The organism is Qipengyuania citrea (assembly GCF_024171405.1).
GTDB lineage: Bacteria > Pseudomonadota > Alphaproteobacteria > Sphingomonadales > Sphingomonadaceae > Qipengyuania > Qipengyuania profunda.
Genome location: NZ_JALJZT010000002.1, coordinates 1,316,131 through 1,342,137 on the forward strand (window position 1 = coordinate 1,316,131; position 26,007 = coordinate 1,342,137).

The 26,007-nt window shown below is 64.7% G+C and carries 18 protein-coding genes and 1 riboswitch; of the genes, 5 read left to right on the top strand and 13 right to left on the bottom strand.

All coding sequences use genetic code 11. The annotated features are described in order from the left end of the window. Positions 1-83: 83 nt before the first annotated feature. Positions 84-180, bottom strand: a riboswitch (glycine riboswitch). Between the two features lie 57 nt (positions 181-237). Genes metH through J2S32_RS07375 form a run of 5 tightly spaced genes read right to left on the bottom strand, consistent with a single transcriptional unit; the run spans position 238 to position 6,300 of the window. Further along, the gene (gene metH / locus J2S32_RS07355; protein WP_253519595.1) at positions 238-2,841 is read right to left on the bottom strand and encodes a methionine synthase; all 2,604 of its coding nucleotides are present in this window, start codon (positions 2,839-2,841) and stop codon (positions 238-240) included. Positions 2,842-2,844: 3 nt separating this feature from the next. Beyond that, positions 2,845-3,372 (bottom strand): GNAT family N-acetyltransferase, encoded by a 528-nt coding sequence (locus J2S32_RS07360; RefSeq protein ID WP_253519598.1) that lies wholly within the window; start codon positions 3,370-3,372, stop codon positions 2,845-2,847. Beyond that, a complete protein-coding gene (locus J2S32_RS07365) occupies positions 3,369-4,409 on the bottom strand; it encodes a homocysteine S-methyltransferase family protein (RefSeq protein WP_253519617.1) in 1,041 nt (346 codons plus the stop codon). The genes J2S32_RS07360 and J2S32_RS07365 overlap by 4 nt, the downstream gene beginning before the upstream one ends. Continuing rightward, positions 4,406-5,332: a methylenetetrahydrofolate reductase gene (gene metF / locus J2S32_RS07370; RefSeq protein WP_253519620.1), complete on the bottom strand. Its 927-nt coding sequence runs from the start codon at positions 5,330-5,332 to the stop codon at positions 4,406-4,408. Before metF ends, J2S32_RS07365 begins: the two co-directional genes overlap by 4 nt. Then, entirely contained in the window at positions 5,329-6,300 is a 972-nt protein-coding gene (locus J2S32_RS07375) for an ArsR/SmtB family transcription factor (protein ID WP_253519624.1), read from the bottom strand. The genes metF and J2S32_RS07375 overlap by 4 nt, the downstream gene beginning before the upstream one ends. A gap of 131 nt (positions 6,301-6,431) precedes the next feature. Between J2S32_RS07375 and J2S32_RS07380 the strand changes: the two genes are divergently transcribed. The 3 genes from J2S32_RS07380 (at position 6,432) to J2S32_RS07390 (ending at position 10,371) form a co-directional block, all read left to right on the top strand. Then, positions 6,432-8,459 carry a glycoside hydrolase family 3 C-terminal domain-containing protein gene (locus J2S32_RS07380; RefSeq protein WP_253519627.1) on the top strand — a complete coding sequence of 676 codons (2,028 nt, stop codon included), beginning with the start codon at positions 6,432-6,434 and terminating at the stop codon, positions 8,457-8,459. 64 nt (positions 8,460-8,523) lie between these two features. Then, positions 8,524-9,501, top strand: a complete 978-nt coding sequence (gene moaA, locus J2S32_RS07385) for a GTP 3',8-cyclase MoaA (RefSeq protein WP_253519630.1) — start codon at positions 8,524-8,526, stop codon at positions 9,499-9,501. Between the two features lie 72 nt (positions 9,502-9,573). After that, on the top strand, positions 9,574-10,371 hold the full coding sequence (locus J2S32_RS07390) for a DUF1499 domain-containing protein (RefSeq protein WP_253519633.1): 798 nt from the start codon (positions 9,574-9,576) through the stop codon (positions 10,369-10,371). Here the strand turns inward: J2S32_RS07390 and J2S32_RS07395 are convergent. The 5 genes from J2S32_RS07395 to J2S32_RS07415 are packed head-to-tail and all read right to left on the bottom strand — an operon-like array spanning position 10,361 to position 16,084. Continuing rightward, positions 10,361-10,966, bottom strand: coding sequence for a CDP-alcohol phosphatidyltransferase family protein (locus J2S32_RS07395; protein ID WP_253519635.1), 606 nt, complete (start codon positions 10,964-10,966; stop codon positions 10,361-10,363). The two genes, J2S32_RS07390 and J2S32_RS07395, sit on opposite strands and share 11 nt — an antisense overlap. Positions 10,967-10,985: 19 nt before the next feature. After that, positions 10,986-12,269 carry a NupC/NupG family nucleoside CNT transporter gene (locus J2S32_RS07400; RefSeq protein WP_253519638.1) on the bottom strand — a complete coding sequence of 428 codons (1,284 nt, stop codon included), beginning with the start codon at positions 12,267-12,269 and terminating at the stop codon, positions 10,986-10,988. Positions 12,270-12,289: 20 nt separating this feature from the next. After that, positions 12,290-12,721 (bottom strand): DoxX family membrane protein, encoded by a 432-nt coding sequence (locus J2S32_RS07405; RefSeq protein ID WP_253519641.1) that lies wholly within the window; start codon positions 12,719-12,721, stop codon positions 12,290-12,292. 27 nt (positions 12,722-12,748) lie between these two features. Then, positions 12,749-14,917 carry an FAD-dependent oxidoreductase gene (locus tag J2S32_RS07410; RefSeq protein WP_253519644.1) on the bottom strand — a complete coding sequence of 723 codons (2,169 nt, stop codon included), beginning with the start codon at positions 14,915-14,917 and terminating at the stop codon, positions 12,749-12,751. Between the two features lie 45 nt (positions 14,918-14,962). Continuing rightward, positions 14,963-16,084 carry an FAD-dependent oxidoreductase gene (locus J2S32_RS07415; protein ID WP_253519648.1) on the bottom strand — a complete coding sequence of 374 codons (1,122 nt, stop codon included), beginning with the start codon at positions 16,082-16,084 and terminating at the stop codon, positions 14,963-14,965. A 179-nt stretch (positions 16,085-16,263) separates the two neighbouring features. Between J2S32_RS07415 and J2S32_RS07420 the strand changes: the two genes are divergently transcribed. Then, positions 16,264-17,286 carry a LacI family DNA-binding transcriptional regulator gene (locus J2S32_RS07420; protein WP_253519681.1) on the top strand — a complete coding sequence of 341 codons (1,023 nt, stop codon included), beginning with the start codon at positions 16,264-16,266 and terminating at the stop codon, positions 17,284-17,286. Positions 17,287-17,322: 36 nt separating this feature from the next. On the opposite strand, the gene J2S32_RS07425 is transcribed toward J2S32_RS07420, so the two are convergent. Then, positions 17,323-18,897: a tryptophan halogenase family protein gene (locus J2S32_RS07425; protein ID WP_253519685.1), complete on the bottom strand. Its 1,575-nt coding sequence runs from the start codon at positions 18,895-18,897 to the stop codon at positions 17,323-17,325. 85 nt (positions 18,898-18,982) lie between these two features. Then, positions 18,983-21,919 (bottom strand): TonB-dependent receptor, encoded by a 2,937-nt coding sequence (locus J2S32_RS07430; RefSeq protein ID WP_253519688.1) that lies wholly within the window; start codon positions 21,917-21,919, stop codon positions 18,983-18,985. 305 nt (positions 21,920-22,224) lie between these two features. Here J2S32_RS07430 and J2S32_RS07435 point away from each other — a divergent pair, with 305 nt between their 5' ends. After that, entirely contained in the window at positions 22,225-24,768 is a 2,544-nt protein-coding gene (locus J2S32_RS07435; protein ID WP_253519691.1) for a glycoside hydrolase family 3 protein, read from the top strand. Positions 24,769-24,814: 46 nt separating this feature from the next. Here J2S32_RS07435 and J2S32_RS07440 read toward each other — a convergent pair whose 3' ends face one another. After that, positions 24,815-26,002, bottom strand: a complete 1,188-nt coding sequence (locus tag J2S32_RS07440) for an MFS transporter (protein ID WP_253519694.1) — start codon at positions 26,000-26,002, stop codon at positions 24,815-24,817. Between the last annotated feature and the right edge of the window lie 5 nt (positions 26,003-26,007).

Consider the following 26,007-nt stretch of genomic DNA (forward strand, 5'->3'; position numbering starts at 1 on the left):
AAACCTGAGAGACTGGCGCACATATGGGTGCGCTTACCCCTTCGGTGGCCACGCGCAGGCGCGCGGCGCTTTCCAGAGTGCCGATGGAGCGCACGGTCCGTTTAGCCTGAGAGTTTCCGGGGCGGTTGCTCCTTCGGCGCCGGATGGACGTCGCCATCCGGGCTCTCCCGTGCGCGCCTGCCGCAGAATCGCTCCTGCCGCCGACCTGTGCTGCACTGCGATATTACCGCAGCGCGGTCAATCCAGGTTTGGCCGCAACCAGCGTTCCGCCGTGGCGATATCCACATTGCGGCGGGCGGCATAGTCTTCCAGCTGGTCGCGCCCGACGCGGGCCACGCCGAAATATTGCGCTTCGGGATGGCCGAAATAGAACCCGCTGACCGCGGCGGTGGGATACATGGCGAAGTTCTCGGTCAGGCTGATGCCGGTATTCGCCTCGGCATCGAGCAGTTCGAACAGGATCGGCTTGAGGCTGTGATCGGGACAAGCGGGATAGCCCGGCGCGGGGCGGATCCCGCGATATTGCTCCTTGATCAGCGCTTCATTGGTCAGCTGCTCCTGCGGGGCATAGCCCCACAGATCGGTGCGCGCATGCTGGTGCAGCCGTTCGGCAAATGCCTCGGCGAACCGGTCCGCCAGCGCCTTGAGCAGGATGTCGGAATAATCGTCCTTGTCGGCGAGGAAGCGTTTCGAATGCTCCTCGATCCCGTGGATGCCGACCGCGAAGCCGCCCAGCCAGTCCCCCGCCGGGTCGATGAAATCTGCGAGGCACATATTGGCGCGGTCGCGCGATTTCTTCACCTGCTGGCGCAGGAAGGGCAGCGTCACATGCCGCTCTTCCTCGGCCAGGTGCAGAGTGACATCGTCGCCATCGCGCGCGCAAGGCCAGAAGCCCGCGACCCCGCGCGGGGTAAACCATTTCTCGGTCACGATGCGGTCGAGCATCGCCTCGGCATCGGCCTTGAGACTGCGCGCGCTTTCGCCGACCACCGGATCATCGAGAATCTTGGGATAGGTGCCGTGCAATTCCCACGCGCGGAAGAACGGCGTCCAGTCGATATAGCTGCGCAGTTCGGCAAGGTCCCAATCATCGAACACATGCACGCCCGGGTGCAGCGGAGGGGCGGCCTTGTCGGACAGGAACGCGTCGTAGAAATTCGCCCGCGCATCCGCGAGACTGAGCAATTCGCTCTGCCCCTTGCCCGCACGCGTATCGCGGACATGGGTATAGTCGGCAGCGGTGGTGTCGACGAATTCATCGCGCTGCGTGTCGGACAGCAGCCGGCTGACCACGCCGACTGCGCGGCTGGCGTCGAGCACGTGGATGACCGGCCCGGGATAGGCGGGATCGATGCGCAGCGCGGTGTGCACCTTGCTGGTGGTCGCCCCGCCGATCAGCAGCGGCATGGTCATTTCCGCGGTCTTCATTTCCTCGGCGACGGTGACCATTTCGTCGAGCGAAGGAGTGATGAGACCCGACAGGCCGATCATGTCGGCATCGTGTTCCTTCGCCGCGGCGAGGATCTGCGACCAGGGCACCATCACGCCCAGGTCGATCACTTCATAGCCATTGCACTGCAGCACCACGCCGACGATGTTCTTGCCGATGTCGTGCACATCGCCCTTCACCGTCGCCATGATGATGATGCCCTTGGCGCGGGCGCCTTCTTCCTTCCCCGCTTCGATGAAGGGGATCAGATGCGCGACCGCCTTTTTCATGACGCGCGCCGATTTGACCACTTGCGGCAGGAACATCTTGCCGCTGCCGAACAGGTCGCCGACGACATTCATGCCGTCCATCAGCGGGCCTTCGATCACTTCGATCGGGCGGTCGAACCGCTGGCGCGCCTCTTCGGTGTCGGCCACCACATGCGCGTCGATGCCCTTGACCAGCGCGTGTTCGAGCCGGCGTTCGACCGGCCAGCCGCGCCATTCCTCGGCGGCCTTTTCCTCGGCCGCGGTCTTGCCCTTGTAGCTTTCGGCAAGGTCGATCAGCCGCTCGGTCGCATCGGGGCGGCGCATCAGGATCACATCCTCGCACGCTTCGCGCAGCTGCGGATCGATCTGGTCGTAGACGTCGAGCTGGCCCGCATTGACGATCGCCATGTCGAGCCCGGCGGGGATCGCATGGTAGAGGAAGACCGAATGCATCGCGCGGCGCACCGTCTCGTTACCGCGGAAGCTGAAGCTCAGATTGGACAGCCCGCCGCTGGTGCGCACATGCGGGAGCTGCGCCTTGATCTCGGCGAGCGCCTCGATAACGTCGAGCCCGTAGCGGTCGTGCTCCTCGATCCCGGTCGCGACTGCGAAAATGTTCGGATCGAAGATGATGTCCTCGGGCGGGAAGCCGATCCAGGTGAGCAGGTCGTAGGCGCGCGCGCAGATGGCGACCTTGCGCTCCTTGGTGTCCGCCTGACCGGTCTCGTCGAACGCCATGACGACCACTGCCGCACCGTAGTCCATGCATTTGCGGGCTTGCTCGAGGAACTGCGCCTCGCCCTCTTTCATGCTGATCGAATTGACGATCGGCTTGCCCGAAACACATTTAAGCCCGGCCTCGATCACGTCCCATTTGGAACTGTCGATCATCACCGGCACGCGTGCGATGTCGGGTTCGGCGGCGATCAGCTTGAGGAAGGTGGTCATGGCATGCTCGGCATCGAGCAGGCCTTCGTCCATATTGACGTCGATTACCTGCGCACCGTTTTCGACCTGCTGGCGCGCGACTTCCACCGCGGTATCGTAATCGTCCGCCATGATCAGTTTCTTGAACCGCGCAGAGCCGGTCACATTGGTGCGTTCGCCGATATTGACGAAGCGGGCGGTGGATTGGTCGGTCATCGCTCAGTCCCGGTCGAGTTCGCGTGCGAGCACGACATCATCGTAAAGTGTGCCGCCGACATCGAAGCGGCGCGTCGCGATCTTCCTGAACCCCTGTTTGGTATAGAAGGCGATGGCGCGGCGGTTGTCGTCCTTTACGCCGAGCAGCAGACGCTGATGCCCCCGCGCACCGGCCTTGGCCGCATCGAACAGGTCGCGCGCGATGCCGCTGCCGTGGAACCGCGACAGAAGGTAGATCTTCTTCAGCTCGATATCGCCGTCGCGCGCGGCATCGAGTTCGGGCCGGTTGAGCAGGGCGTAGCCGACCGGGGCATCGTCGACTTCCGCCAGCCAGGCCCGCGCGCCTGTGTCCAGGAGCCGGGCGATATAGGCGGGTGCATGCTGCGTCTCGCAATGCGCCACCAGCGCATCGCCCGCGATCATTCCGGCGAAGGTTTCGAGGAAGGTGGCATTGGCGATCAACGACAGCCGCCCAGCATCAGCGACGCCTGCGGTGCGGATGACCGCGCGGTTCGCAAGCGGATCGCTCATGCCGCCACCGTAAACGGCTCGAGCCCCGCGAGACGCATGTCTGGCTTCGTGCTCGGCGGGACACGCGGTGCCAGCCCTTCGACCGCTGCCGCCATCGCGGCGATATGCGCCGGGGTCGAGCCACAGCAGCCGCCCAGCGCGTTGATGCGGCCGTTCTCTGCCCAGACCCGGGTCAGCGCGGCGGTGGTTTCGGGCAGTTCGTCATATTCGCCCAGATCATTGGGCAGGCCGGCATTGGGATAGGTCATCAGATAGGTGTCGGCGATATCGGACAGCAGCTGGACATGCGGGCGCAGCTGTTCGGCGCCGAAGCTGCAATTGAGCCCGATGGTCAGCGGCTTGGCATGCCGCACCGTGTACCAGAACGCCTCGACCGTATGGCCCGACAGATTGCGCCCCGACAAGTCGGTCAGCGTCAGCGAGATCATCAGCGGGAGATCGCGGCCAAGCTCGCGCTCGAGCTGTTTCACCGCCATGATCGCGGCCTTGCAATTGAGCGTGTCGAACACGGTTTCGATAAGGATGAAATCGGCCCCGCCCTCGACCAGCGCGCGGCACTGGTCGACATAGACCGCGACGATTTCGTCGAAGGTAACTTCGCGAAAACCCGGGTCCTCGACATCGGGCGACAGCGACAGCGTCTTGTTGGTCGGCCCCACCGCCCCCGCGACAAAGCGCGGTATGCCATCGGTGCGCGCGTCGATCGCCTCGCGGATGATACGCGCTGCGGCGACATTGATCTCATGGACCAGGTCCTCTGCCCCGTAATCCGCCTGGCTGATCCGGTTGGCGTTGAAGGTGTTGGTGGCGAGGATATGCGCGCCTGCATCGATATAGCTGTCGCAGATCGCCCGGATCACCTGCGGCTGGGTCAGGTTGACGAGGTCGTTATTGCCCTTCTGGTCCTGCTCCAGCGCGGTGCCCGCAGCATAGTCTTCCGGCCTTAGCCCGGCCTGCTGGATTGCGGTGCCATAGGGACCGTCCTTGATCAGGATCCGCTGCGCCGCGGCAGCCTCGAATTGCTCGCGCTTGGTCATGGCTTCGCTTTCGGACGCAGGCCGAGCATGTGGCAGATCGCATAACTCAGCTCGGCGCGGTTGAGAGTGTAGAAATGGAACTGGCGCACCCCGCCCGCATAGAGGCGGCGGCACATTTCGGCGGCGATGGTCGCGCTGACCAGCTGGCGCGCGGCGGGCTGGTCGTCGAGCCCTTCGAACAGCCCTTCCATCCAGTGCGGGATCGCGGTGCCGCATAGCCCCGACATCCGCTGGACCGCGGCGAAGCTCATCACCGGCATGATCCCGGGCACGATCTCGCCCTCGATCCCGGCGGCGGCGGCCTTGTCGCGAAACTCGAAGAAGCATTGCGGATCGAAAAAGAACTGCGTGATCGCGCGGGTCGCGCCGGCATCGAACTTGGCCTTGAGATTGGCGATGTCGGCCTGCGCATCGGGGGAATCGGGATGAACCTCGGGATAGGCGGCGACCGAAATCTCGAAATCGGCGATCTGCTTCAGTCCGGCGATCAGCTCGACCGCATTGGCATAGCCGCCCGGGTGCGGCGTGTAGCGCGAATGGCCGTCGGGCGCGTCACCGCGCAGCGCGACGATGTGGCGGATGCCTTCCTCCCAATAGTGCCGCGCGACCGCATCGACCTGTTCGCGCGTTGCATCGACACAGGTCAGATGCGCAGCGGCGGGGATATGCGCTTCGTTCTGGATGCGCACGACCTGTTCATGCGTGCGTTCGCGCGTCGAACCGCCTGCTCCATAGGTGACGCTGGCGAAGCGCGGTCCAAGCGGGGCGAGCGTTTCGACGCTGTGCCACAGCGTTTCGTTCATCTTGTCGTTCTTGGGCGGGAAGAATTCGAAGCTCACCTCGACGTCGCCGGGCAGGCCGGAGAACAGCGGGGCGTCGAGCGCGCGCTGGGCTTCGCGCATCTGGTCCATCGTCGGGCTCATGATGCGGCCTTCCTGTTTGCGGCGCGCCGCTGCGCAATCCAGATCTTCACCACCAGTTCTCCATCCTCCAGCGCCATCGGGGCCGCTGGCTCGAACCCTGCTTCGTCGAGCAGGCTGGCCATCTGGCCATCTTCGAAGCCCAGCCGCGCATGCGCATGGCGATCGCGCAACTCCTCGCGCTGGTGCGCGGCGAAATCGACGATCGCGATCCGTCCTTCGGGGCGCGTCACACGCGCCGCCTCGGCCAGCGCCGCGCCCGGGTTCTGCGCGAAATGCAGGACCTGATGGAACAGCACCGTGTCGAAACTTTCCGCGGCAAACGAAAGCGAAGCGAAATCGCCCTGCACCAGTTCGACCCGTTCGGTCGGCAGGTGCTGCAGTTTGGCGCGCGCCACCCGCAGCATCGCGAGGCTCTTGTCGAGCGCTACGATCCGCTCGGCGCGTTCGGCGAAAAGTTCGGCCATACGGCCCGTGCCGGTCCCGATATCGAGCAGGCGTCCGAGCGACCTCGTGCCCAGAGCTTTGCCCAGCGCTGCCTCCACCGCCTCGTCAGAGGAATGCAGGCGGCGCAGTTCGTCCCAATCGTGCGCGTGGTCGGAAAAATACACCTGCGCTTCGCTTTCGCGATGCTGGCGGATCGCTGCAAGCTTGCGGCGGTCCTGCTCGCATTGCTCGGCAAATGGCGCGTCGGTCGCTTCGGCTTCGACCAGCAGATCGGCAACTGCCGCGCATAGCGGAGGCGCCTCGCTGGCATTCGCACAAGCGCGCAGGAAGACCCAGCTGCCTTCGCGGCGGCGTTCGGCCAGACCCGCGTCGCACAGGATGCCGATATGCCGCGATACGCGGGGCTGGCTCTGCCCCAGCACCTGCGCCACTTCGCCCACAGCCAGTTCCATCGAACCCAGCAGGCGCATGATCCTGAGACGGGTAGGGTCGGCCAAGGCCCGGAAGAGAGTATCGGTGCGCATTGCAGGATGGATATAAAGATATTTTTATATCTGTAAATCACCTCCCTTCACAAGTGGCTTGCGGCGCGACCCACAAGGCGAAGAACCTACCAAAACAAGATGTTTACCTATTTGTGGGACACGGGCCTGCCATGGCACGCCGCCCCACCGATTACGCCGCCGAACGCGAGCGTTTCGTCGAAGACCTGCTCGCCATCATGTCGGTGGAGGAGAAGGTCGGGCAATTGGCGCTCGAACGCGCGCCCGATCCAGCCGATACCGACGCAATCGATCGCGTGCGCGACCAGCTCCGCCGGGGCCAGTTGAGCGGTCTCGTGGGTCCCGGCTCGCCCGCCGAGTTTGCCACTCTCCAGAGTATGGCCATCGAAGAAACCCGCTTGGGCATTCCCCTGCTCTACGCCGCCACCCCCGGTCGCGGCGAAGCGGTCATCATGCCCAGCCCCTTCGCGCTGGCCGCAAGCTGGGCGCCCGAGGTGGTCGAGCGCGCCGCGCGCATCGTTGCCGCCGAGGCGCGGGATAGAGGCAAGAACTGGCTGCTCGGGCCCTCCGTCGCGCTGAGCACATCGCATACCGACGAGGATCTTTCCGCGAGCTGGGGCGCATCGGGGCTGCTGGCCCGGTGCCTGGCATCGGCCAGCGTGCGCGGGCTGCAGTTCGAGGATCAGGACGGCGGCAGCATGCTCGCCTGCCTGCGCGTGGATAACCCCTCGTGGACGGGTCGCCGCGGCGCGCACTTGCCCGCGGACCAGCTGCGCCTCGTCGCAGGTGTGCTGCGCGAATCGCCCCCGGCCAGTATCGCGCTTGGCCGGATTGCCTCTTCGCTCGACAACGGCGACCAGTCGACCAGTGCGACCTTTGCCATTGGCGGGCCTGGCGGTTTCGAAGGGATCGACCTCGCCGAATGGACGGAAATCGCCAAGGCGGCGGGACAGGATCTGACCGGCGCACCCTATGCCGACATCTCTGTCGCCGCAGTGGTGGCAGCGGTTGCAGACGGGCGCGTGACGCCGCTGCAGCTCGACGATGCCGTGCGCAAGGTGCTGGGCGCGAAATACGACCTTGGCCTGTTCCGCAGCGCGGGACCGGAAGAAACCGAAACGCCGAAGCGGTCGGCGGCGGGAGCGCGAACCGTTGCGCTCGATGCCGCGCGCCACGCGATCATCCTGCTCCGCAACGACCCTGCGCTGCTTCCGCTGAGCATCGATTCGGGCGAAATCCTCGTCGTCGGCCAAGCTGCCGGTGACCGGTCGCTGCCCACCGGCGGATTGCCGCAGGAAGGGGCGAGCCTGATCGACGGGTTCGACACCCGTGAACTGGCGCACAATTTCGTACCCGGGCTGGCCTTGCGCCGGGATCAGGCAGGATCGTCATCGGGTGATCTGATCGATGCGGACCATATGGCGATCGGCATGGCCAGCGAAGCCGCCCGCCGTGCGGGGACGGTCATTGTCACGCTCGGCGAAACCAGCACACTGACCGCAGCGCAGCAGACGCTGCTCGAGGCGCTCTATGCGGTCAATCGGAGCATCGTGCTGATCACGCTCGGAGCGCGCCCGCTCGATCCCGATATCAGCGGCGCGAAACTGCCCTGCATTATCCACGCGGGTCAGCTGGGCAGTATGTCGGGCCATGCCATCACCGATGTCCTGACCGGCGAATTCGCGCCCTGCGGCCGCCTGCCGATACCGCTGGTCGACCGCGGGCGGGTGGGCCTGACCTTCGGGCACGGGCTCAATTATTCCGAATTCGGGCTCGGCCAGACCACGACCGAACTGGGGCACGACCGGCTCATTGTGAGTACCCTTCTGCACAATGTCGGGGGCCATGAGGGCACCGAAACCGTCCAGCTTTACCTGCGCCGCCCCGGCGGACGCGGTCAGGGGCGAACCGAACTGGCCGATTTCCAGCGAGTCTCGCTCGGCGGCGGGGAAACCCGCCAGATACTGTTCGAAATCGGCGGCAACCAACTTGGCCGGTTCGAACGCGACGGACGCTTCGTGATCGATCCGGGCACCTATGAAGTCTCGGTCGGGCTGAGCGAGGACCGCGCCCACGCGATCGAGATCGCAGTTCCCCAAGCGGTCGCCGATGCGATGGGCAAGGCGCGCGCCTCCGAACCGTTGCCGGCCCTGTTCGGCAAACTGCGCAGCGTCGGTTAGCCGCCTTCCCCAAAGCGCCAAGAATTCCGTTTCGGCTTCGCCCGCCAGCGTGTAGGGCACCGCCATGCGCGACGCTTTCGGCCGCCAGATCGACTATATTCGCCTGTCGGTGACCGACCGCTGCAATCTGCGTTGCACCTATTGCATGGCGGAAGACATGCAGTTCCTCCCCCGCCGCGACCTGCTGACATTCGAGGAAATCGAGGCGCTTGCGCGGCATCTGGTCGCGCGCGGCGTCCGCCGCATCAGGCTGACCGGCGGCGAACCCCTGGTGCGCAAGGGCATCATGGATCTGGTCGGCAGACTGGCGCGGCTGCGCGGGGACGGTCTCCAGGAACTCACTCTCACCACCAATGGCACCCGCCTGCCCGACATGGCGCAGGATTTGTACGATGCGGGCTTGCGGCGGATCAATGTCAGCTTGGACACACTCGACCGTGAACGCTTCGCCCAGCTGACGCGGCGCGACGAGTTCGACCGGGTTATTAGCGGGATCGAGGCGGCCCGCGCAGCGGGTCTCGGGATCCGCATCAATGCCGTGGCGATGCGCGGTCTTAACGATGACGAACTGCCCGCGCTGCTCGGCTGGTGCAGCGAGCGCGGGTTGGACCTAGGCCTGATCGAGGCGATGCCGCTGGGCGAAGTGTCGCTCGACCGGCAATCGACGCATTTGCCGCTCGACGACGTCCGCGCCGAGATCGAACGCAGTTTCACGCTCGTCCCCTCGCTCCACCGCACGGGCGGACCGGCACGCTATTTCGATGTCGCGGATACCGGCACCCGGCTGGGCCTCATTACGCCACTGAGCGACAATTTCTGCGCGGGCTGCAATCGCATCAGGATCGGCGCAACGGGGACGGTCTATGGCTGCCTCGGGCACGACCAGAAGGTCGAACTGCGCGATATTATCCGCGCCGGCGGCGAAGAGGCGCTCGACGCGGCGCTCGACCGGCTGCTCGCGGGCAAGCCGCTGCGCCATGCCTTCGACGTTGACCAGCGCGAACCCGCGCTCGCCCGCCATATGAGCGTGACTGGCGGATAGGTGAGGCCCGCGGTCCGGACCCCCGCGATTCCCGCGTAGGCAAAATCGCTTCGCCGCGTTAGGAACCCTGCAATGACACGATCGCCCTGGTACAGCCGCCTCGCCCTTGTCCTAGCGCTTCTGCTGCCGGTCTATTTCGCGGTCGCCGCGCTGGGCACCAAGTTCGGGCTGTGGAGCTGGCAGACGGGGCTGCTGACGATGACGATCAAGGCGGGACCAATCCTGCTCGGCATCGTCGCACTGGTGGCGTTGGTGGCGCTGGTCGCCACGCTGCTGCGCAAACCGCGCCGCGGCTGGCTGCTTGCGTTGATCGCGCTGCTTGTGCCGCTCGGGATTTTTGCTGCGCTGGGCTATGTTCGCGGCCAGGCCGCGGATATTCCGCCGATCCACGACATCGCCACCGATGTCGCCAATCCGCCCGCCTTCTCGCAAGCGGCAGTCGATCGCCGCAATGCGAGCAATGCCAATCCGCTCAACGACTACACCACCCCGCTCGGCGAACTGGATATGTGGGCGCAAACCGAAGCGCCGCTCGCGAACCAGTCGCATGCGCAGGTCATCACGCAAGCCTATCCCGATCTCGTATCGCTCCCCATCGGCACGGCCGACCGCGCGGCAGCTGTCGCGGCCGTAGCGGAGGCAATGGAGGAACTGGGCTTCGCGGATGTCACGGCCAATGCTGCAGCCGGGCGCGTCGAAGGCGTCGCGGAGACCTTCTGGTTCGGGTTCAAGGACGACATGGTGGTGCGCGTTGCCGATGGCGAGATCGATTTCCGTTCGGTCTCGCGCGTCGGAATGAGCGATCTGGGCGCCAATGCGGCGCGGATCGCGAAGTTGCGCGACGCGGTCACCGCGCGCCTCAATCCCTGAATTGCATCACCGCCAATGCGCTGCGCTGGAACACGGTCAGCACGCATAGTCCGGCGTAGCCATAGGCAATCGGCACGAACCATGCCGGGAACAGCGCAAAGGCGATGAACACCGCGATCGTTTCCGCGCCTTCGGCAAGTCCGGTGGAATAGAAGAAGCTCTTGCGGCCATGCGCGCGGGTTTCTTCGCCGCGCTCAGCCGCGACAACCGCAAAGGCCAGGAAGCTGACCCCGGTCAGCACGAACGCAGCGACCAGCACCAAGGCGGCTTGCGTGTTGGCGGGATCGAAAAACCCAAAGGCCATCGGAACCGACACGTAGAAGGCGAAATCCGCGACGATATCGAAATAGCCGCCCAGCGCGGTGGGTCCGTGGGCGCGCGCGACGGCACCGTCGAGCCCATCGAGCAGCCGGTTGGCGATGATCAACACCAGCCCGATTGGAAGCTGACCAAGGGCAATCGCGCCAGCGCCCGCCAACCCGAGCACGAGACCGAGGAACGTCAGCATGTTTGCCGTCACGCCGCCCGTCGCCAGCGCACGTCCGATGCGATTCAGCGGCGGGTCGATCAGCGGGCGCAGCTTGGCGTCGAACATCGGTCGGCCTCCTTCCAGCTCATACCCAGGTGATCAGCCCGATCCAGGCACCGGTCATCGCCGTCGCCATATTCCCCGCGATCCAACTGCGGACGCCCAGTCCCGCCACTTCGCCGCGCCGCTCGGGGCATAACGTGCCGATCGTCGAAACCAGCAGCCCGATGCTGGCGAGATTGGCGACGCCGCACAGCGCATAGGTCACGATCAGCAGGCTGCGCGGTGCGAAAGTGCCGCCCGGCAAAGCGGCGAGTTCGAGATAAGCGACATATTCGTTGAGGATCGCCTTGGTGCCCATCAGGCTGCCCGCGGCCTGTGCCTCGCCCCACGGCACACCGATCAGCCACATCAGCGGGGCGAACAGCCACCCGAACCCGCGCTTGAGCGTCAGCGGATCGCCGTCGACCAACGGCAAGAGCGCGAGCACTTGGTCGGCCAGCGAAACCAGCGCAAAAACCACGATGATCACCGCGATTACCGCGAGGAACAGCTGCATCCCGTCCATCGTCCCCTTGATAATCGCATCGATGCTGGATTCGTAGCGCAACCCGGGCACCTTGAGCGCGGCCTCCCCCTCGTTCTCTCCGTCGACCGCAGCCTCACCCGGCACCATCAGCTTCGCGATCAGCAGTGCTGCTGGAAGCGAGATGAGCGAGGCCGAGATCATATGCCCCACCGCATCGGGCACGGTCCGCGAGAGCGTGGTGGCATAAAGGATCAGGATCGCCCCGCTGATCGTCGCCATCGCAAGCACCATAACCTGGAACAGGTCCGCGCGGCTCATCCGGGCGAAATAGGCGCGCACCACCAGCGGGCTCTCGACCACGCCGAGAAACATGTTCGCACCGCCCGACAGACCCACGACGCCGCTGACCCGGAGCGTTCGGCGCAGGAGGAAGGACAGGCCATTCACCAGCCAGCGCAATACGCCCCAGTGCCACAGCAAGGCGGCAAGCGCGGAGAAGACGATCACCAGCGGCAGGATCTGGAAGGCGATCACGACCGGGGCGGCTACGCCTTCCTTGAGCGCGAAAGGCAGCGGGGCACCGCCGAGATAACCGAACATGTAGGACGAGCCGTCGAGCGTCGCGCGCTCGATCGCAGCCACGACCTCATTGGCGAGCGTGACCGCATCCCAGACGATCGGCACACGCACGATCAGCAGAGCGAGGAACGCCTGCAAGGCAACCGCGCCTGCGATCCACCCCCATGACGGGCGGCCCCGGCGGTCTTCGGACAGGCACCAGGCAAGCAGGATCAGCAAGGCGATGCCGATCAGGCCGCGAAACTGGTCGAAAATCTCCACTGCCGCCCCTCGCTGGCCGTTCAGCCCTTTCGCTTGACCAGACTGTCCAGCGCCAGCGTGTCATGTTCGCGAAACGCGATCAGCGCAAGCGCGGCGCCCGCCACGGTGATCGATGGGAAGAACAGCAGGTTTGCTTCCTCGGGACTGGCGAACAAATACCGTCCGAAGGGATCGAGAAAGTGGCGCCAGATCGGGAAGGCGCCGCCAACGAGGATGATGGCAGCACCGACCAGCGCCACGCGCCGGAACAGGCCGAGGACGACCAATGCGCCGATCACCACCTCGGCGCTGGCGAAGGCGAGCTGGATATTGCTCGCCGCGCCGACCCCGCCGTAATACTTCTCTGCAAGCTTGGTGCCCATGCCGTCGCCGAACAGCCTGACGCTGCCCCACAGGACCAGCAGCATGCCGGTTCCGACACGCATGATGAGCAGGGATATCTTGCCGAGCATGGTATTCTCCAGTCCGCTTGGACGCGCTTAACCGCGGCGCCAATTGTGATACTTCTCGACCAGCGCGAGCAGTGGCTCGGGCTTGTGCGCCTTCTTCCATTCGCCCGCGGCGAATTTGTTCGCCTCCGCCATGGTCGGATAGGAATGGATCGTGCCAAGGATCTTGTTGAGCCCCAGTCCGTGCTTCATCGCGAGCACATATTCGGCCAGCAATTCGCCCGCATGCGCGCCGACGATAGTCGCACCGAGGATGGTATCCTTGCCGGGCGGGGTGAGCACCTTCACGAAGCCGCGCGTTTCGCTTTCGGCAATGGCGCGGTCGAGATCGTCGAGATCGTAGCGGGTGACTTCGTAAGCGATGCCCTGCTCTTCCGCCTCGGTCTCGTTGATGCCGACCCGCGCGATCTCCGGATCGAGGAAGGTGACCGCGGGGATGACGCGGTAGTCCGCCTTGAACCGCTTGAACTGACCGAACAGCGCGTTGACGCTGGCGAACCAAGCCTGGTGGCTGGCCGTATGCGTGAACTGGAACGGACCCGCCACATCGCCGGCGGCGTAGATATTGGGAAACTTGGTTGCGAGGAATTCGTCTGTGACCACCGTCTTGGCCGTGTCGATGCCTGTGACCACCGTCTTGGCCGTGTCGATGCCGATGTCTTCAAGACCGTAGCCGGTAAGCCGGGCGGCGCGCCCGACGGCAACGATCAGGCAGTCGAAATCGATACCGACTTGCACCCCCTGGCCATCGGCAAAAAGGGTCCCGTCCGCGACCCTGATCGCACGGTGATCAGTCAGTACAGACACGCCCGACGCCTCCAGCGAGATCTTCGCGGCAGCGGACACCTCGGGATCTTCGCGGCCCAGCACACGGTCTGCCATTTCGACCTGTGTCACGCTTGATCCCAGCCGGGCCAGCGCCTGTGACAGCTCGCAGCCGATCGGCCCACCGCCCAGCACTGCGATGCGGGCAGGCACGCGGTCCATCTGCACGAAGGCATCCCACATGGTGTCGCTGGTCAGATACCCGCTTCCCTCCAGCCCCGCGATCTGGGGGACGAAGGGTTCGGCGCCCGCGGCAATCACGATGGCGCGCGTGGTCAGGCGCTGCGTCGCCCCGTCCTTGCGTGCAATCTCCACCGTCCACGGATCGACGACCTTGGCATAGCCTTCGACCACATCGACCCCGAGGCCGGTATAGCGTTCAACGCTGTCATGCGGCTCGATGGTCTTTATCGCACGCATCACCCTGGCGATGGTTTGCCGGAAAGGAACCTCGGGTTCGGATGGCTCGAGGCCGTAACGATCCGCGTGGCGCATCTGTTCGGCGACCTTGGCGCTCTTGATCAGCGCCTTGGACGGCACGCAGCCGGTGTTGAGACAGTCGCCCCCCATCCTGTTCGCTTCGACCAGGGTCACCTTCGCCTTGACCGTCGCGGCGATCAACGAGGACACAAGGCCGGCCGACCCGGCACCGATCACCACCAGATTGCGGTCGAAGCTCTTCGGCCTGGCAAAGCCGGCATAGACCTTGCGGCGCTTGATCCAGCCGATGATCGCCTTGGCAATCCAGGGGGCGATACCGAGCAGGGCGAAGGAGGCCAGCACGGCGGGCGAAGCGATGCCTGCCAGACTGTCGATCTGCGCCAGCTGCGTGCCCGCATTCACATAAACGATCGTGCCCAGCAGCATGCCTACCTGGCTCACCCAGGCGTATGTGCGAGCCCTGATCCGCGTCAGCCCCATGACCAGGTTGACGACGAAGAACGGAAACAGCGGGATCATGCGGATGGTGAAGAGATAGAATGCGCCGTCGCGTTCGAGTCCCTGGTTCACTGTCTTGAGCCGCGCGCCGAAACGCTGTTCGATCGTATCGCGCAGGACATAGCGCGAAGCGAGAAAGGCCAGTACGGCGCCCAATGTCGAGGCGAAGGAGACCACGATAGTGCCGACCACGACCCCGAACAGCGCGCCTGCCGCCAGCGTCATCACCGCTGCACCGGGCAAGGAGGCCGCGGCCACTGCGACATAGGTCAGGAAGAACAGCGCGATGACCTGCAGCGGATTGCGCTCGTAATAGCCGCCGACCTCGCCTGCGACCTGCTTGATGCCGTCGACGGTAAGATAGTCGCCTAGCCCGAAGAAGAAGTAGGCCGCGACCAACACGGCAAGGGCCAGAATGATGAGAATCTTTTTCATGGGTTCTTTCTGTCGCTCGCCTGTTCGTCGCCGTGGGCGAGCGGGTTACACCGGATCGGTCGGTTTGGCGAAAGATGTCACCCAGCGCCGGTCGATCCAGCGCTTCAACGCGGCTGCCCAGCGCCCCTGCACAGCAAACGGGCCATAGCTTGCGATCGCTTTTCCCGATCCGGTCGAGAGAAGATAGAGGCTGGCGGGCCGGGGGCGGTAGCTGCGCAGTCCCCCCTTACCGGCGACGAGGCAGCGCAAATTGGCAGCGAGGACCGGGCCCGTATGGACGGCATGGACGCCCGAACGCGGCACCCGGCGGTCCTGTCTCGCCGCGACATCGCCCGCCGCAAGGATATGCGGATGCGACAGCGAGCGCTGGTAGCGGTCGACCGCGATGTATCCGTCGTTGTCGACTGCGAGCCCGCTCTCTTTCGGCCATCGCGGGGCCGCCGCGCCCAGCGAGGCGACGATGAGGTCGACCGGCTCAATGCTGCGCCCCCCGGCGGTGAGCGCGCCGGCCTCGATCCGCGCATCCTCTTCGATCGAAAGGATATCCTGTCGCGCCAGCTCACGCCGCGCCAGCACGGTGGTCCGGCGTCCGAGATTATCAAGCAGGCCAGCCCGCCCGGCTACCAGCGTGATACGCGCGTTCCCACCGGCGAAACGCCGGCGCAGGGCGAAGGCCAGTTCCACCCCGCCCGCACCGCCGCCAGCCACCACTATGTGCCTGGGTATATCGCGCGTAATGCTCTGCCACTCGGTCAACCGCGCAAGGAAGCTGCCGATCGGCCGGACGTCGACGATCCGTGGATCCATGCCGAGAACAGCCTTGGCTCGCCCCACGCCGCCGACATCGATCGAACAGATGTCGAAACCGACCGATCGGCCATTGCCCGTGGCGATCGTCCGCTGCTCCGGATCGATCGCGGCGCAGCGGTCGAGGATCAGTTCGACCCCCGCCCGCCTGGTAAGCGCCACGAGATCGATGCGTCCATGTTCATCATCATATTCGCCCGCAACCGTTCCCGGGACCATACCCGAATACCGCGTGTAGCGATGTGGCGAAATCAATGTTGTGCGCGCCTCGGGACCGCCGCGGCGCACCCAATCGGCCAACACCCCGAGATGCGCATGCCCGCCACCGATGAGCATGAGTTTGGGTCCGGCCGTCCGCATCCCCTCCGTGGGTGTGGCGGCTCGGTATAGAAGTCAATCGGATTGGGAACCGTGGCCTTCACCTATGCGCCGAGGATGCTCGTCACCGATCCGATCAAGTAGTTTCCTGCGGCTTAACCACAAGACACCTCCTGAGCGCGTCGTTGACAACGCAAGACAATCGGGCCACGGAATTGCCGATGGCCCGCGGAGCAAAGCGATCGACGATCGTCGATGTCGCCAAATTGGCGGAAGTGTCGCCGAAAAGCGTGTCGCGCGTTTTCAACGACGAACCGCATATCACGCCCGCGCTGCGCAAGAAGGTGCTGCGCGCGGCCAAGGAACTCAACTACCACCCCAATGTGATGGCGCAGGGCCTCGTGCGCCAGCAATCCTATCTCATTGGACTCGTCTATGAAAAGCCGAGCCCCAGCTATGTCGTCGAATTGCAGCGCGGCGCGCTCGAGCGGCTGCATGGGGAGCGGTATCGGCTGATCGTGCTGCCGGTCGAATCCGTCGCCGACCATCCGCAGGACGTTGTCCGTACCATCCGCTCCGCCGCGCTGGACGGCGTCATCCTCGCGCCGCCCGCGTCCGACCATGCCGAGGTTCTCGACGGGCTCACGCAGGCGCGCATTCCGTTCGCGCGGATCACCCCGCAGTCGCACGAGGGCTTGGGACTGGCGACGACGATGGACGATATTGCCGCAGCCCGCGAGATTGCGGATCATGTGCTTGGCTACGGCCATCGCCGGATCGCGATCATCAAGGGCGATCCCGACCACCCGGTAAGCGCACAGCGGCTGATCGCCTATCGTGCGGCCTTCGATGCAGCGGGCGTGGACTACCTGCCCGAGCTCATCGAAACGGGCGATTGGAGTTTTGAGTCGGGTTATGAAGCGACCAAGCGGATCCTCTCGCGCAAGCTGCGCCCGACCGCCATTCTCGCCGAGAATGACGACATGGCGGTCGGCGCGATGTCGGCCGCGCGCGAGCTGGGGTTCGATGTCCCCGCCGATCTCAGTGTGGTTGGCTTCGATGATTCCGAGATTGCCCGCGTCGTCTGGCCGCGGCTAACGACAGTGCGGCAGCCGGTCGTCGAAATGGCGCATACCGCTGCGGACATGCTGCTGCGCCAACTGGCGGGCGAGGACCCGGGGCCCACCGTCATCCATACCCACCGGCTGATCGAACGGCTGACCGTCGGTCCTCCGCCGGCTTAGACGCGATCACAGTGCCCGTTGTAGGCCCGTCAGCCTCTAACGGTTGGCCCAGCCTGCTCCGGCACCGAAATTGGGGCGCCGCGTCTCCTTCGGATCGAGCAGTCGGTCGAGGATCGCATCATGCGTCGGCGCCGCTGCGCGAAAGGCGCCCATCGCGTCGCGCAATTGCACGATCACCTTTCGCACCTCCTCGAACGGCGCGACATCGACTAGCGGGTCGATCGCCGCCGGGCGCAAGCCCATACCGGCGGCGACATAGAACCAGCTGATATCGGAGAAGAGTTCGCGGTGCTTCGACATGATCCGCCCGGTGCGCTCGAACAGCGCGATCTTCTCTACCAGCGTATCGGGCAGCTCGATATTGCGGACATGGTCCCAGAAGGGCTCGCCCTCGCGCTGGTTGGGATAGTAATGCAGCAGCAGGAAATCGCGGATGTGCGCGTATTCGCGTTCGACATCGCGGTTGTAGCTGTCGATCAGCACCGGGTCGAAGCTGCGGTCGGGAAACAGGTCGAGCAGGCGATTGAGCCCGGTGTGGATGAGATGGATGCTGGTGGATTCGAGCGGTTCGAGAAACCCCGCCGACAGGCCGAGCGCGAGGCAGTTGCCGATCCACACGCGTTTGCGCAGCCCCGGGGTGAAACGCAACACGCGCGGATTGGCAATCGGCGGACCGCCCAGACCCTCGCGAAGTTCTTCGGCTGCGTCGTCATCCCTGATGAAGTCGCTGCAATAGACGAGGCCATTGCCCGTCCGGTGCTGGAGCGGAATACGCCACTGCCACCCCGCCGATCGCGCGGTGGCTACCGTATAGGGCGCGCGAACCGATTGCGCAGCGGTCGGTGCGGCGACCGCACGGTCGCAGGGTAGCCAGCGGCGCCAGTCATCGAAGCCCGCCTCCAGCGCCTCTTCGATCAGCAGCCCGCGAAAGCCCGAACAATCGATGTAGAAATCGGCCGAGAGCGATTCCCCATTGTCGAAATGGACCGCGGCAATGTGCTCGCCCTCGCCGCGTTCGGCACGCAGTATCCGGCGGTCGAGCCGCTCGACTCCCGCCGCCTCGGCATGTTCGCGCAAGAAGGCGGCCACCAGACCGGCATCGAAATGCAGCGCATAGGCCACTGCGCCGCCCGGCCAGTTGCCATCCGGCGAAGGGAAAGCGAACTTGTCGTCATCCGCCAGCGCGACCGATGGACAAAAATCCGCCAGTCCCTCGTCATGCCCCTCGGCGAGGTTCTTCCAGTAGTAGTGATGGAATGGTCGCTGGTTGATGGTGACACCCAGATTGCCAAACGGATGCCAGTAGCTGTGCCCGCGGTGCAGCCAGTCGCGAAACTGGATACCCAGCTTGAAAGTCGCTTGGCAGCGGCGGATGAAGGCAACCTCGTCCGCGCCGATATTGCGCAGGAAATCGAAGATCGGCGGGATCGTCGCCTCGCCCACCCCAACGGTCGGGATATCGGACGATTCGACCAGCGTGATGCGGCAGCCGCTGCCCTGCAGTACGCGCGAGAGCAATGCAGCGGCAGACCAGCCCGCGGTGCCGCCGCCGACGATGCAGATCGATCGCAGGGCCTGCGGCGAGGCCTCGCCCGTATGCGTGTGATTCATCACCCGGTCTCCCACATGCGTCGTCGGAAAATCGATGGCGGCCCGTACCGATCGGGGCCGCCATCAGTTCCGGGAGGGACCGAAATCAGAAGTTGAATTTCACCCCGCCATAGATCCGCCTTGAACCGGATTCGAAGCGGAAGGGCAATTCGGGAAATTGCAGGTACACGCTGGTATCCGCCTTGGTGATATTGATCGCCTCGGCAAAGACCTCGAAATTGTCGGTCAGCTGGTAGCTGATCTGCCCATCGAGCTGGCCGAAGGATTTCTGGTAGATCCCCAGCGTCCGCGTAACCGACCCGTCGGCGAAACCGAAATTGCCCAGGTACTGCTTCGAACGCCAGCTATAGGATGCGCGCGCGGCGAACCCGTAGCGTTCGAAATAGACCTGCCCGTTCGCCGAATGCTTCGACACGCCCGGCAGCGGGAGGTTGTCGGTGAAGTCGGTGCTGAAATCGGTTTCGGTGTCCGAGAAGGTGTAGTTCGCGGTGAAGCCCAGGCCGAAGTCGAAGGCATATTGCGCCGCCAGTTCGAAGCCCTTCACGCGGCCGCCCGAGCCATTGGCTGGCTGCGACACCGGTCCGAGCCGTCCGCCGGCCTGATCGTTGACGAAAACGGCAACCGTTTCGTTGACGATGAAGCTGTCGACCTCCTTCCAGAACAGGCCAGCCGAGAGCAGTCCCTGGCTGCCGAAATAGTGCTCGAAGCCGAGGTCGAACTGATACGCCCGGAACGGATCGAGTTCGGCATTGCCGCGCGCGCCATTGGTGAACTTGAACAGATCGTCGGCGGGATCGCGGGTGAAGTCGGTCGAGAAGCCCTGACCCAGCGAAACCAGCGGTTGGCGGGCGACCACGCGTGCTGCGGAGAAGCGAACCTTGCTGTTCTCGCTCACGTCGAACACCGCGTTCGCGCTCGGCAGGAAGTCGGTGTAGCTGCGCATCACCGTATTGGTGGTGAAATCGCGCAGCACGCCGTTCCAGCTATCGGTGCCCCAATAGCTCGGATCGGCATTGGCCGGCTGATTCTGGTCGATGGTCAGGTCGGTGTTGACGATGCGCAGGCCCACATTGACGTGGTACGGATCGTCGACCCCGCCCAGATCGGCCATGATGTAACCCGACTTGGTTTCTTCCTTCACCCGATAGGTCTGCAGCGGGTCTTCGAAGAAGCTGAACGGCGTGTCGGGATAGAGCGCCTGGATCCATTCGAGCGCATTGGTCATCCGCGACCGGTCGGCGACGAGCACCGTATCGCCTTCGATCCTGCCACCACCGGCAAAATTCGTGATCGCCTCGACGCGTTCGGGATTGCTCAGGAAGGTTTCATAAGGCGTGAACACTGCGGGCGAATCCCCGAAGCGGCTGCATCCGGCAAACGCCGCAGGCTTGTTGACCTCGGGCAGATCGCAGATCTTGAAGCCGATCGCCCCGTCCTGGAAGTAGCTATAGGGCGTCCAGTTGTAGGAGAAGCCGTCGACCCGTTCGGATTCGGGGATCGCGGTGGCGTCGAGTTCGCCCTTGCCGCTCAGATCGGCAAGATAGCGCCCCGATGCGAAGTCCACCGTGCGCTGGCCATAACGGAAGCCCGCGCTGATCGTGACGGTATTGGTATAATCGTTGTCGACATCATAGGCGAAGTCCGCGCGAAGCGAGTGACCTTCGATGTCGGAACGGTCGCCAAACGCCCAATGCGACTTGAAGAAGCCGAAATCGGGATTGTTGAACAGGTCCTGCGGGCCTCCCGGCGCGATGCCGAAACTGGGAAACTCGCCATTGCGATAGGTGAAGTCGAAAGTCGGCGGCGCAGCCGAATTGGGTGTGAAGCCAGGCTGCGGTCCCGAAGTGCCCGGCCCGCGCACGCCATAGGCGGTGTAGCGCACGTCGTTATTGGCGACCTCGCGCTTCATGCTCGACGAGGAGTAATTCGCCATCATCGAGACGCGGAAATTGGTATCGTTGTCCCAGTCGAGGCCGAATTGCACATTGTCCGACTTGATGTTCGACACATCGACGAAGGAGATCGCCTCGGCCGATTGCGCGCGTACCGTACCTTCGGTCAGCACGCCGTTGCCATCGATCGAATAGTCTCCGACGAGACCCTGCGATTCGCCCTGTCCGAAGGGGAATTTGACCGAGGCCTCGCGCGTGTCGATCTTCAGGTCCGAGTGGAAATATTGCGCGCTGACCTCGAGCTCGTCGGTCGCGCGGTAATTGATGCCGATCGAAGCACCCCACCGGCGGCGATACTGGTCGCGGTCGGTGACGTAGCGATATTCAGGTGCATAATAATTGGTCGGCACGGTCGCGGTGTCGCGGCGTCCTTCGTCAAAGGCCCAGTTGCCGCGATTGTCGCCGCCCAGCACGTTGACGTGATTGTTCGTCTTTTCGTAGCTGAAAGTGGCAATGACCCCGAGGCGGTCGTTGAAATTGTAGCCGAGGACTGCGGCGCCCGCCGGCTCCCAACCCGAAATCTCGCTGCCCTTGCTGCCCTTGACGTTGCCGGCCAGCGTGAAGCCTTGCTTGAGGTCGAGCGGATTGCGCGTCTTGAGGTTGACGATCCCGCCAAGCCCGCCTTCGAGCAGTGATGCATTGGGCGATTTGAAGACCTCGATCCCCCCGATCAGTTCCGAAGGCACGCCTTCGAGACTGTCGTTGCGGTTATAATTGCCTTCGCCGACCTTGTAGACCTCGAGGCCGCTGACGAAGAGCTCGCCGTTCAATAGCGTGACGTTCTGGTCGAGGCCGCGGATGCGGACTTTCGAACCCTGCCCGTTTTCACGGTCGATCTGGATACCCGGCAGGCGCTGGAGCGATTCCGCGACATTCTGGTCGGGGAATTTGCCGATGTCTTCCGCAGTGACCGATTCGATGATGAGATTCGAATCGCGCTTGGCATTCAGCGCGTTTTCGAGCGATGCGCGAAAGCCGGTGACGATGATGACGTTGTCCGTCTCGTCGGCGGCCTCGGGCCCGGTGTCGGTCACATCCTGCGCCAAGGCTGGCGCTGCGGTTGCTCCCATTGCAAATATCGACGCGGCGGCCATCAAGGCCGCACGGTTGCGCAAAATCCCGCTGTTCATCTCTCTCTATCCCTCCCAAGCCGCATCTTTGCGTGCGGACTTTCGTACGTATCGGCAGCTTGACCCACGACTCGCGGGGCAGCTTTCCGTTCGCGACTTACTGGTTGCATATTTCTGTCAACGTTGTCAAACATCGCCTCACATTTGGACTGAAGCCGGGCGTCTGTGTGACTTTTCTGTCAAGGTTGTCAGAGGCGACCCGGCCTCGAGTGTACCGGCCAGAGCCGGATGATGGGACGGGGTTTATGCTTTCGAAAACAATCTTTTCTGGCGCCGCCACGGCGGCGTTCGCAGTGTCGGCACTGTCGGCCCAAGCGGCGATCGACGAATCGATAACGGCTCCTGCATCGGAAGCCATCGTCCACCCGGAGCAATGGCCCGAAGTCGCCTTTCCCACGGTGCTGACCGAAGAAGGCGAAGCGCATGTTCAGGCGCTACTCGCGCAGATGACGCTGGAGCAGAAGGTCGGTCAGATCATCCAGGCCGATATCGCCAGCGTGACTCCTGAAGAGGTTCGCGAATACCGGCTCGGATCGGTGCTCAACGGCGGCAATTCGGGGCCCGGAGGCGATGACCTTGCCCCGGCGGAAGAATGGCTGGCGTTGGCGGACGCCTTCTACGCCGCTTCGATGGATACCGCACCGGGCGAACCCGCGATCCCGATCGTCTGGGGCACCGATGCAGTGCACGGCCATAGCAATATCGTCGGCGCGACGATCTTCCCGCACAATGTCGGGCTCGGCGCGGCGCGCGATCCCGATCTGATCGAGCGGATCGGGCAGGTTACTGCGGTCGAGATCCGCGTCACCGGGCAGGAATGGACCTTCGCCCCGACCGTCGCGGTGCCGCAGGATTACCGCTGGGGCCGCGCCTATGAAGGCTATTCCTCGGACCCCGCGCTGGTTGCCTCCTATGTCGGCAGCATGATCCGCGGCCTGCAGGGACCGCCATCGACCAAGCCGATCCTTTCGGGCCCGCACGTCGCGGCCAGCACCAAGCACTTCCTTGCCGATGGCGCCACCACCGACGGCAAGGACCAGGGCGATGCCGCCATTTCCGAAATCGAGCTGCGGCTGATCCATGGCGCGCCCTATCTGCCGGCGATGGAAAACGGGGTTGCCACCGTGATGACCAGCTTCTCGAGCTGGAACGGCGTCAAGCTTTCGGGGCACCGCGGGTTGGTGACCGACGTTCTCAAGGGGCGCATGAATTTCGGCGGCCTGGTGGTCACCGACTGGAATGCGCATGGTCAGGTGGCAGGCTGCAGCAACGCCAGTTGCCCCAAGGCCGTCGATGCCGGAATCGACATGTTCATGGCGCCCGACAGCTGGCGCAGCCTCTACAACAGTACGCTGGCCGAGGCGCGCGACGGGACGATCTCGATGGCGCGGCTCGACGACGCGGTTGCCCGCGTTCTCCGCGTCAAACAGCGCCTCGGACTGTTCGAGGCGGGCAAGCCTTCCGCGCGTGCGCTGTCGGGAAAGTACGAGCTGCTCGGTGCCGACGAACACCGCGCGGTGGCCCGCGAGGCGGTGCGCAAATCATTGGTGATGCTCAAGAACAACGGCGTGCTGCCGGCCAAGCCGGACGGGCACATCCTTGTTGCAGGTGATGGGGCCGACGATATCGCGCGCCAATCGGGCGGCTGGACGCTGAGCTGGCAGGGAACCGGCATGGACAACAGCCAGTTCCCCGGCGCGACTTCGCTGTGGCGCGGGATCGAACAGGCGGTGGAGGCCAGCGGCGGCAGCGCCGAACTGGCGCCCAATGGCGAGTACGAGCAGCGACCCGATGTCGCGATCGTCGTGTTCGGTGAAACGCCCTATGCCGAATTCCAGGGCGACATCGCCTCGCTCCAGCTGCGCCCCGAGCTGCGCCGTCCGATCGAGACCATGCGCAGGCTGAAGGCGGAAGGAATTCCAACCGTGGCGGTGATGATCACCGGTCGCCCGCTCTATGTGAACGAAGCACTGAACAGTGCCGACGCCTTCGTGGTTGCCTGGCTTCCGGGGTCGGAGGGCGCCGGGGTTGCCGATATGCTGTTCGCCGGGTTGGACGGCGAACCCGCTTTCGAATTCCAGGGACGGCTGCCGACCGCCTGGCCCGCGACCGCGCAGCACGGCGGGCCCACGCTGTTCCCCTTCGGCTACGGCCTCCGCTATGCCGAAGGCGCGCGGGCATGGACGACGCTGGCGGAAGACAATGGCGTCGATGACGATGGCAGCGGCGGCGGGGTCTTCTTCGACAAGGGCGTACCGGCTTCGTCGTGGTCGCTCACCGTCGCGCGCGCCGATGGCAGCGATTCGCTTCGCGTGACGACCGTCCCCGCGACCGCGCTGTCGGGGCGTGCGCGGATATCGGCCACCGACCATGACGTGCAGGAAGGCGCGCGCAGCTTCGCCATTGATGCGCATCCGGCAGGAGCCGCGGTCGAACTCGGGACTCATGACGCGGTCGACCTGTCGCGCGAGACCAATGGCGATGTGCTGCTGCTGACGACGGTCCGGCTCGACGCACCGCTTGCCGCGCCGCTGCGCATGTCGGTCCTCTGCGAAGGAGCATCGTGCGGCGCGGATGTCCCGATTGCCGAATTCGGTGCGCTGCCCGTAGGGCAGTGGCAGACGGTAGGCGTGCTGCTTAAATGCTTCCGGGCGGCGGGCGCGGATATGACGCGGATCACCGCGCCATTCCGTCTGACAACCAGCGACGCGGCGCAGTTCAGCCTCGCGCGGATCGCGCTCGGCAGCCTGTCCGAAGCCGATGTGATCGCGCAATGCCCGACCGAGTAAGGACGGCGGCAAGGTGCGCGCCTTGCTGCGCGGGGCACCAGCGCGATTAGTCGGCCGGGCTTGCGGGGCGCTCACGCACCGCCAGGATCATCACTGCCCCGGCAAGCGTCAGCACGGCAAAGGCGAGCATCACAAGCGTGAAGTCCTCGGGCGTGGCCAGCTGCCACACGATCAGCGTTCCGATCATCGAGGGCAGCGTGTTGGCCAGATTGACCAGCCCCAGATCGCGGCCCCGGCGATCGGGTTTGGGCAGCAATTGCATTGCGAAGGTCGCATGCAGGCTCAGAAAGACTGCCGTCCCCGCAGCGAAGACGCAGAAGGCTATCGCTCCCAGCCAGGCATCTGCCGCCGCGGCCATTCCGAGCAGGCCCATCGCCCCGACCGCTGCCGAGACAAACAGGAACGGGCGGCGCACACCCGAACGGTCGGACCACCGCCCGGCGATCACTGCTACCGGCAGGGGGATGATGTAGGAGACCATCAGCAGCGTCCCCACCCCCGCGGCAACATCGAGATCGTCCGTCACGAGCGTCTGGAAGTAATAGAGCAGATATAGTCCCAGCGTGGCGCAGGCCAGCTGGACCAGCAGGCGCGAGCCCGAGGCGATGAGGAGATCGCGCCGGTCCCAGCTTTGCACCGGTTCCGGCATAGGGTCGAAGCGGCGCGCGCGCAGCGCCAGCAGTGGTAGCAGCAGCCCCACCGCAGCCACCGGAACCAGCGCGAAGCGCGCCATATCGGACAGTGCGGGCACCGCCAGAAGCATGACCGCGAAGGTCGCCGCGACCGGATTGCCGAGCGAGAGAAGCCCGCCCGCCAAGCCCTTCTGGCTGCTCGGAACTTCCTCCGCGATGATCGCGAACAGCGGGGCGAGCACCGCATAGATCGCCGCCTGCGCCAGCGCAATGGCGATCAGCAATTGCGCCGGTGTTCGGGCCAGCGCCAGTGCTGGATAGGAAAGCGCCAGCGCGCACAGGCCGATCACGACCCACCGCCGCCGCCCGCCGCCCGCCTCGACCGATCGATCGCTCAGCCAGCCGAAGAGGATATTGGCCACGCTCGCGGCGACACCGCCGATCAGTACCGCAGCGGTGAGCAAGTCGATCTTCGCCGATTTGTCCAGCGCCTCGACCTGGAGCGGCAGCAGCAGCGTTACCAGCGGCATATAGGCCACCACACCGCCGGCATGCGCCAGCGCGACCGCGGCCAGCAGGGGATTGGTCCGTATCTTGGGCAAGGGCC

Excerpts from the sequence above, each read along its gene's own strand:
- J2S32_RS07430 (WP_253519688.1), bottom strand. The coding sequence starts at position 21,919 with ATGGGAGCAACCGCAGCGCCAGCCTTGGCGCAGGATGTGACCGACACC.
- J2S32_RS07425 (WP_253519685.1), bottom strand. The coding sequence starts at position 18,897 with ATGAATCACACGCATACGGGCGAGGCCTCGCCGCAGGCCCTGCGATCG.
- metH (WP_253519595.1), bottom strand. The coding sequence starts at position 2,841 with ATGACCGACCAATCCACCGCCCGCTTCGTCAATATCGGCGAACGCACC.
- metF (WP_253519620.1), bottom strand. The coding sequence starts at position 5,332 with ATGAGCCCGACGATGGACCAGATGCGCGAAGCCCAGCGCGCGCTCGAC.
- J2S32_RS07390 (WP_253519633.1), top strand. The coding sequence starts at position 9,574 with ATGACACGATCGCCCTGGTACAGCCGCCTCGCCCTTGTCCTAGCGCTT.
- J2S32_RS07365 (WP_253519617.1), bottom strand. The coding sequence starts at position 4,409 with ATGACCAAGCGCGAGCAATTCGAGGCTGCCGCGGCGCAGCGGATCCTG.
- J2S32_RS07420 (WP_253519681.1), top strand. The coding sequence starts at position 16,264 with ATGGCCCGCGGAGCAAAGCGATCGACGATCGTCGATGTCGCCAAATTG.
- J2S32_RS07435 (WP_253519691.1), top strand. The coding sequence starts at position 22,225 with ATGCTTTCGAAAACAATCTTTTCTGGCGCCGCCACGGCGGCGTTCGCA.
- J2S32_RS07415 (WP_253519648.1), bottom strand. The coding sequence starts at position 16,084 with ATGCGGACGGCCGGACCCAAACTCATGCTCATCGGTGGCGGGCATGCG.
- J2S32_RS07360 (WP_253519598.1), bottom strand. The coding sequence starts at position 3,372 with ATGAGCGATCCGCTTGCGAACCGCGCGGTCATCCGCACCGCAGGCGTC.
- J2S32_RS07380 (WP_253519627.1), top strand. The coding sequence starts at position 6,432 with ATGGCACGCCGCCCCACCGATTACGCCGCCGAACGCGAGCGTTTCGTC.
- J2S32_RS07395 (WP_253519635.1), bottom strand. The coding sequence starts at position 10,966 with ATGTTCGACGCCAAGCTGCGCCCGCTGATCGACCCGCCGCTGAATCGC.
- J2S32_RS07375 (WP_253519624.1), bottom strand. The coding sequence starts at position 6,300 with ATGCGCACCGATACTCTCTTCCGGGCCTTGGCCGACCCTACCCGTCTC.
- J2S32_RS07405 (WP_253519641.1), bottom strand. The coding sequence starts at position 12,721 with ATGCTCGGCAAGATATCCCTGCTCATCATGCGTGTCGGAACCGGCATG.
- moaA (WP_253519630.1), top strand. The coding sequence starts at position 8,524 with ATGCGCGACGCTTTCGGCCGCCAGATCGACTATATTCGCCTGTCGGTG.
- J2S32_RS07410 (WP_253519644.1), bottom strand. The coding sequence starts at position 14,917 with ATGAAAAAGATTCTCATCATTCTGGCCCTTGCCGTGTTGGTCGCGGCC.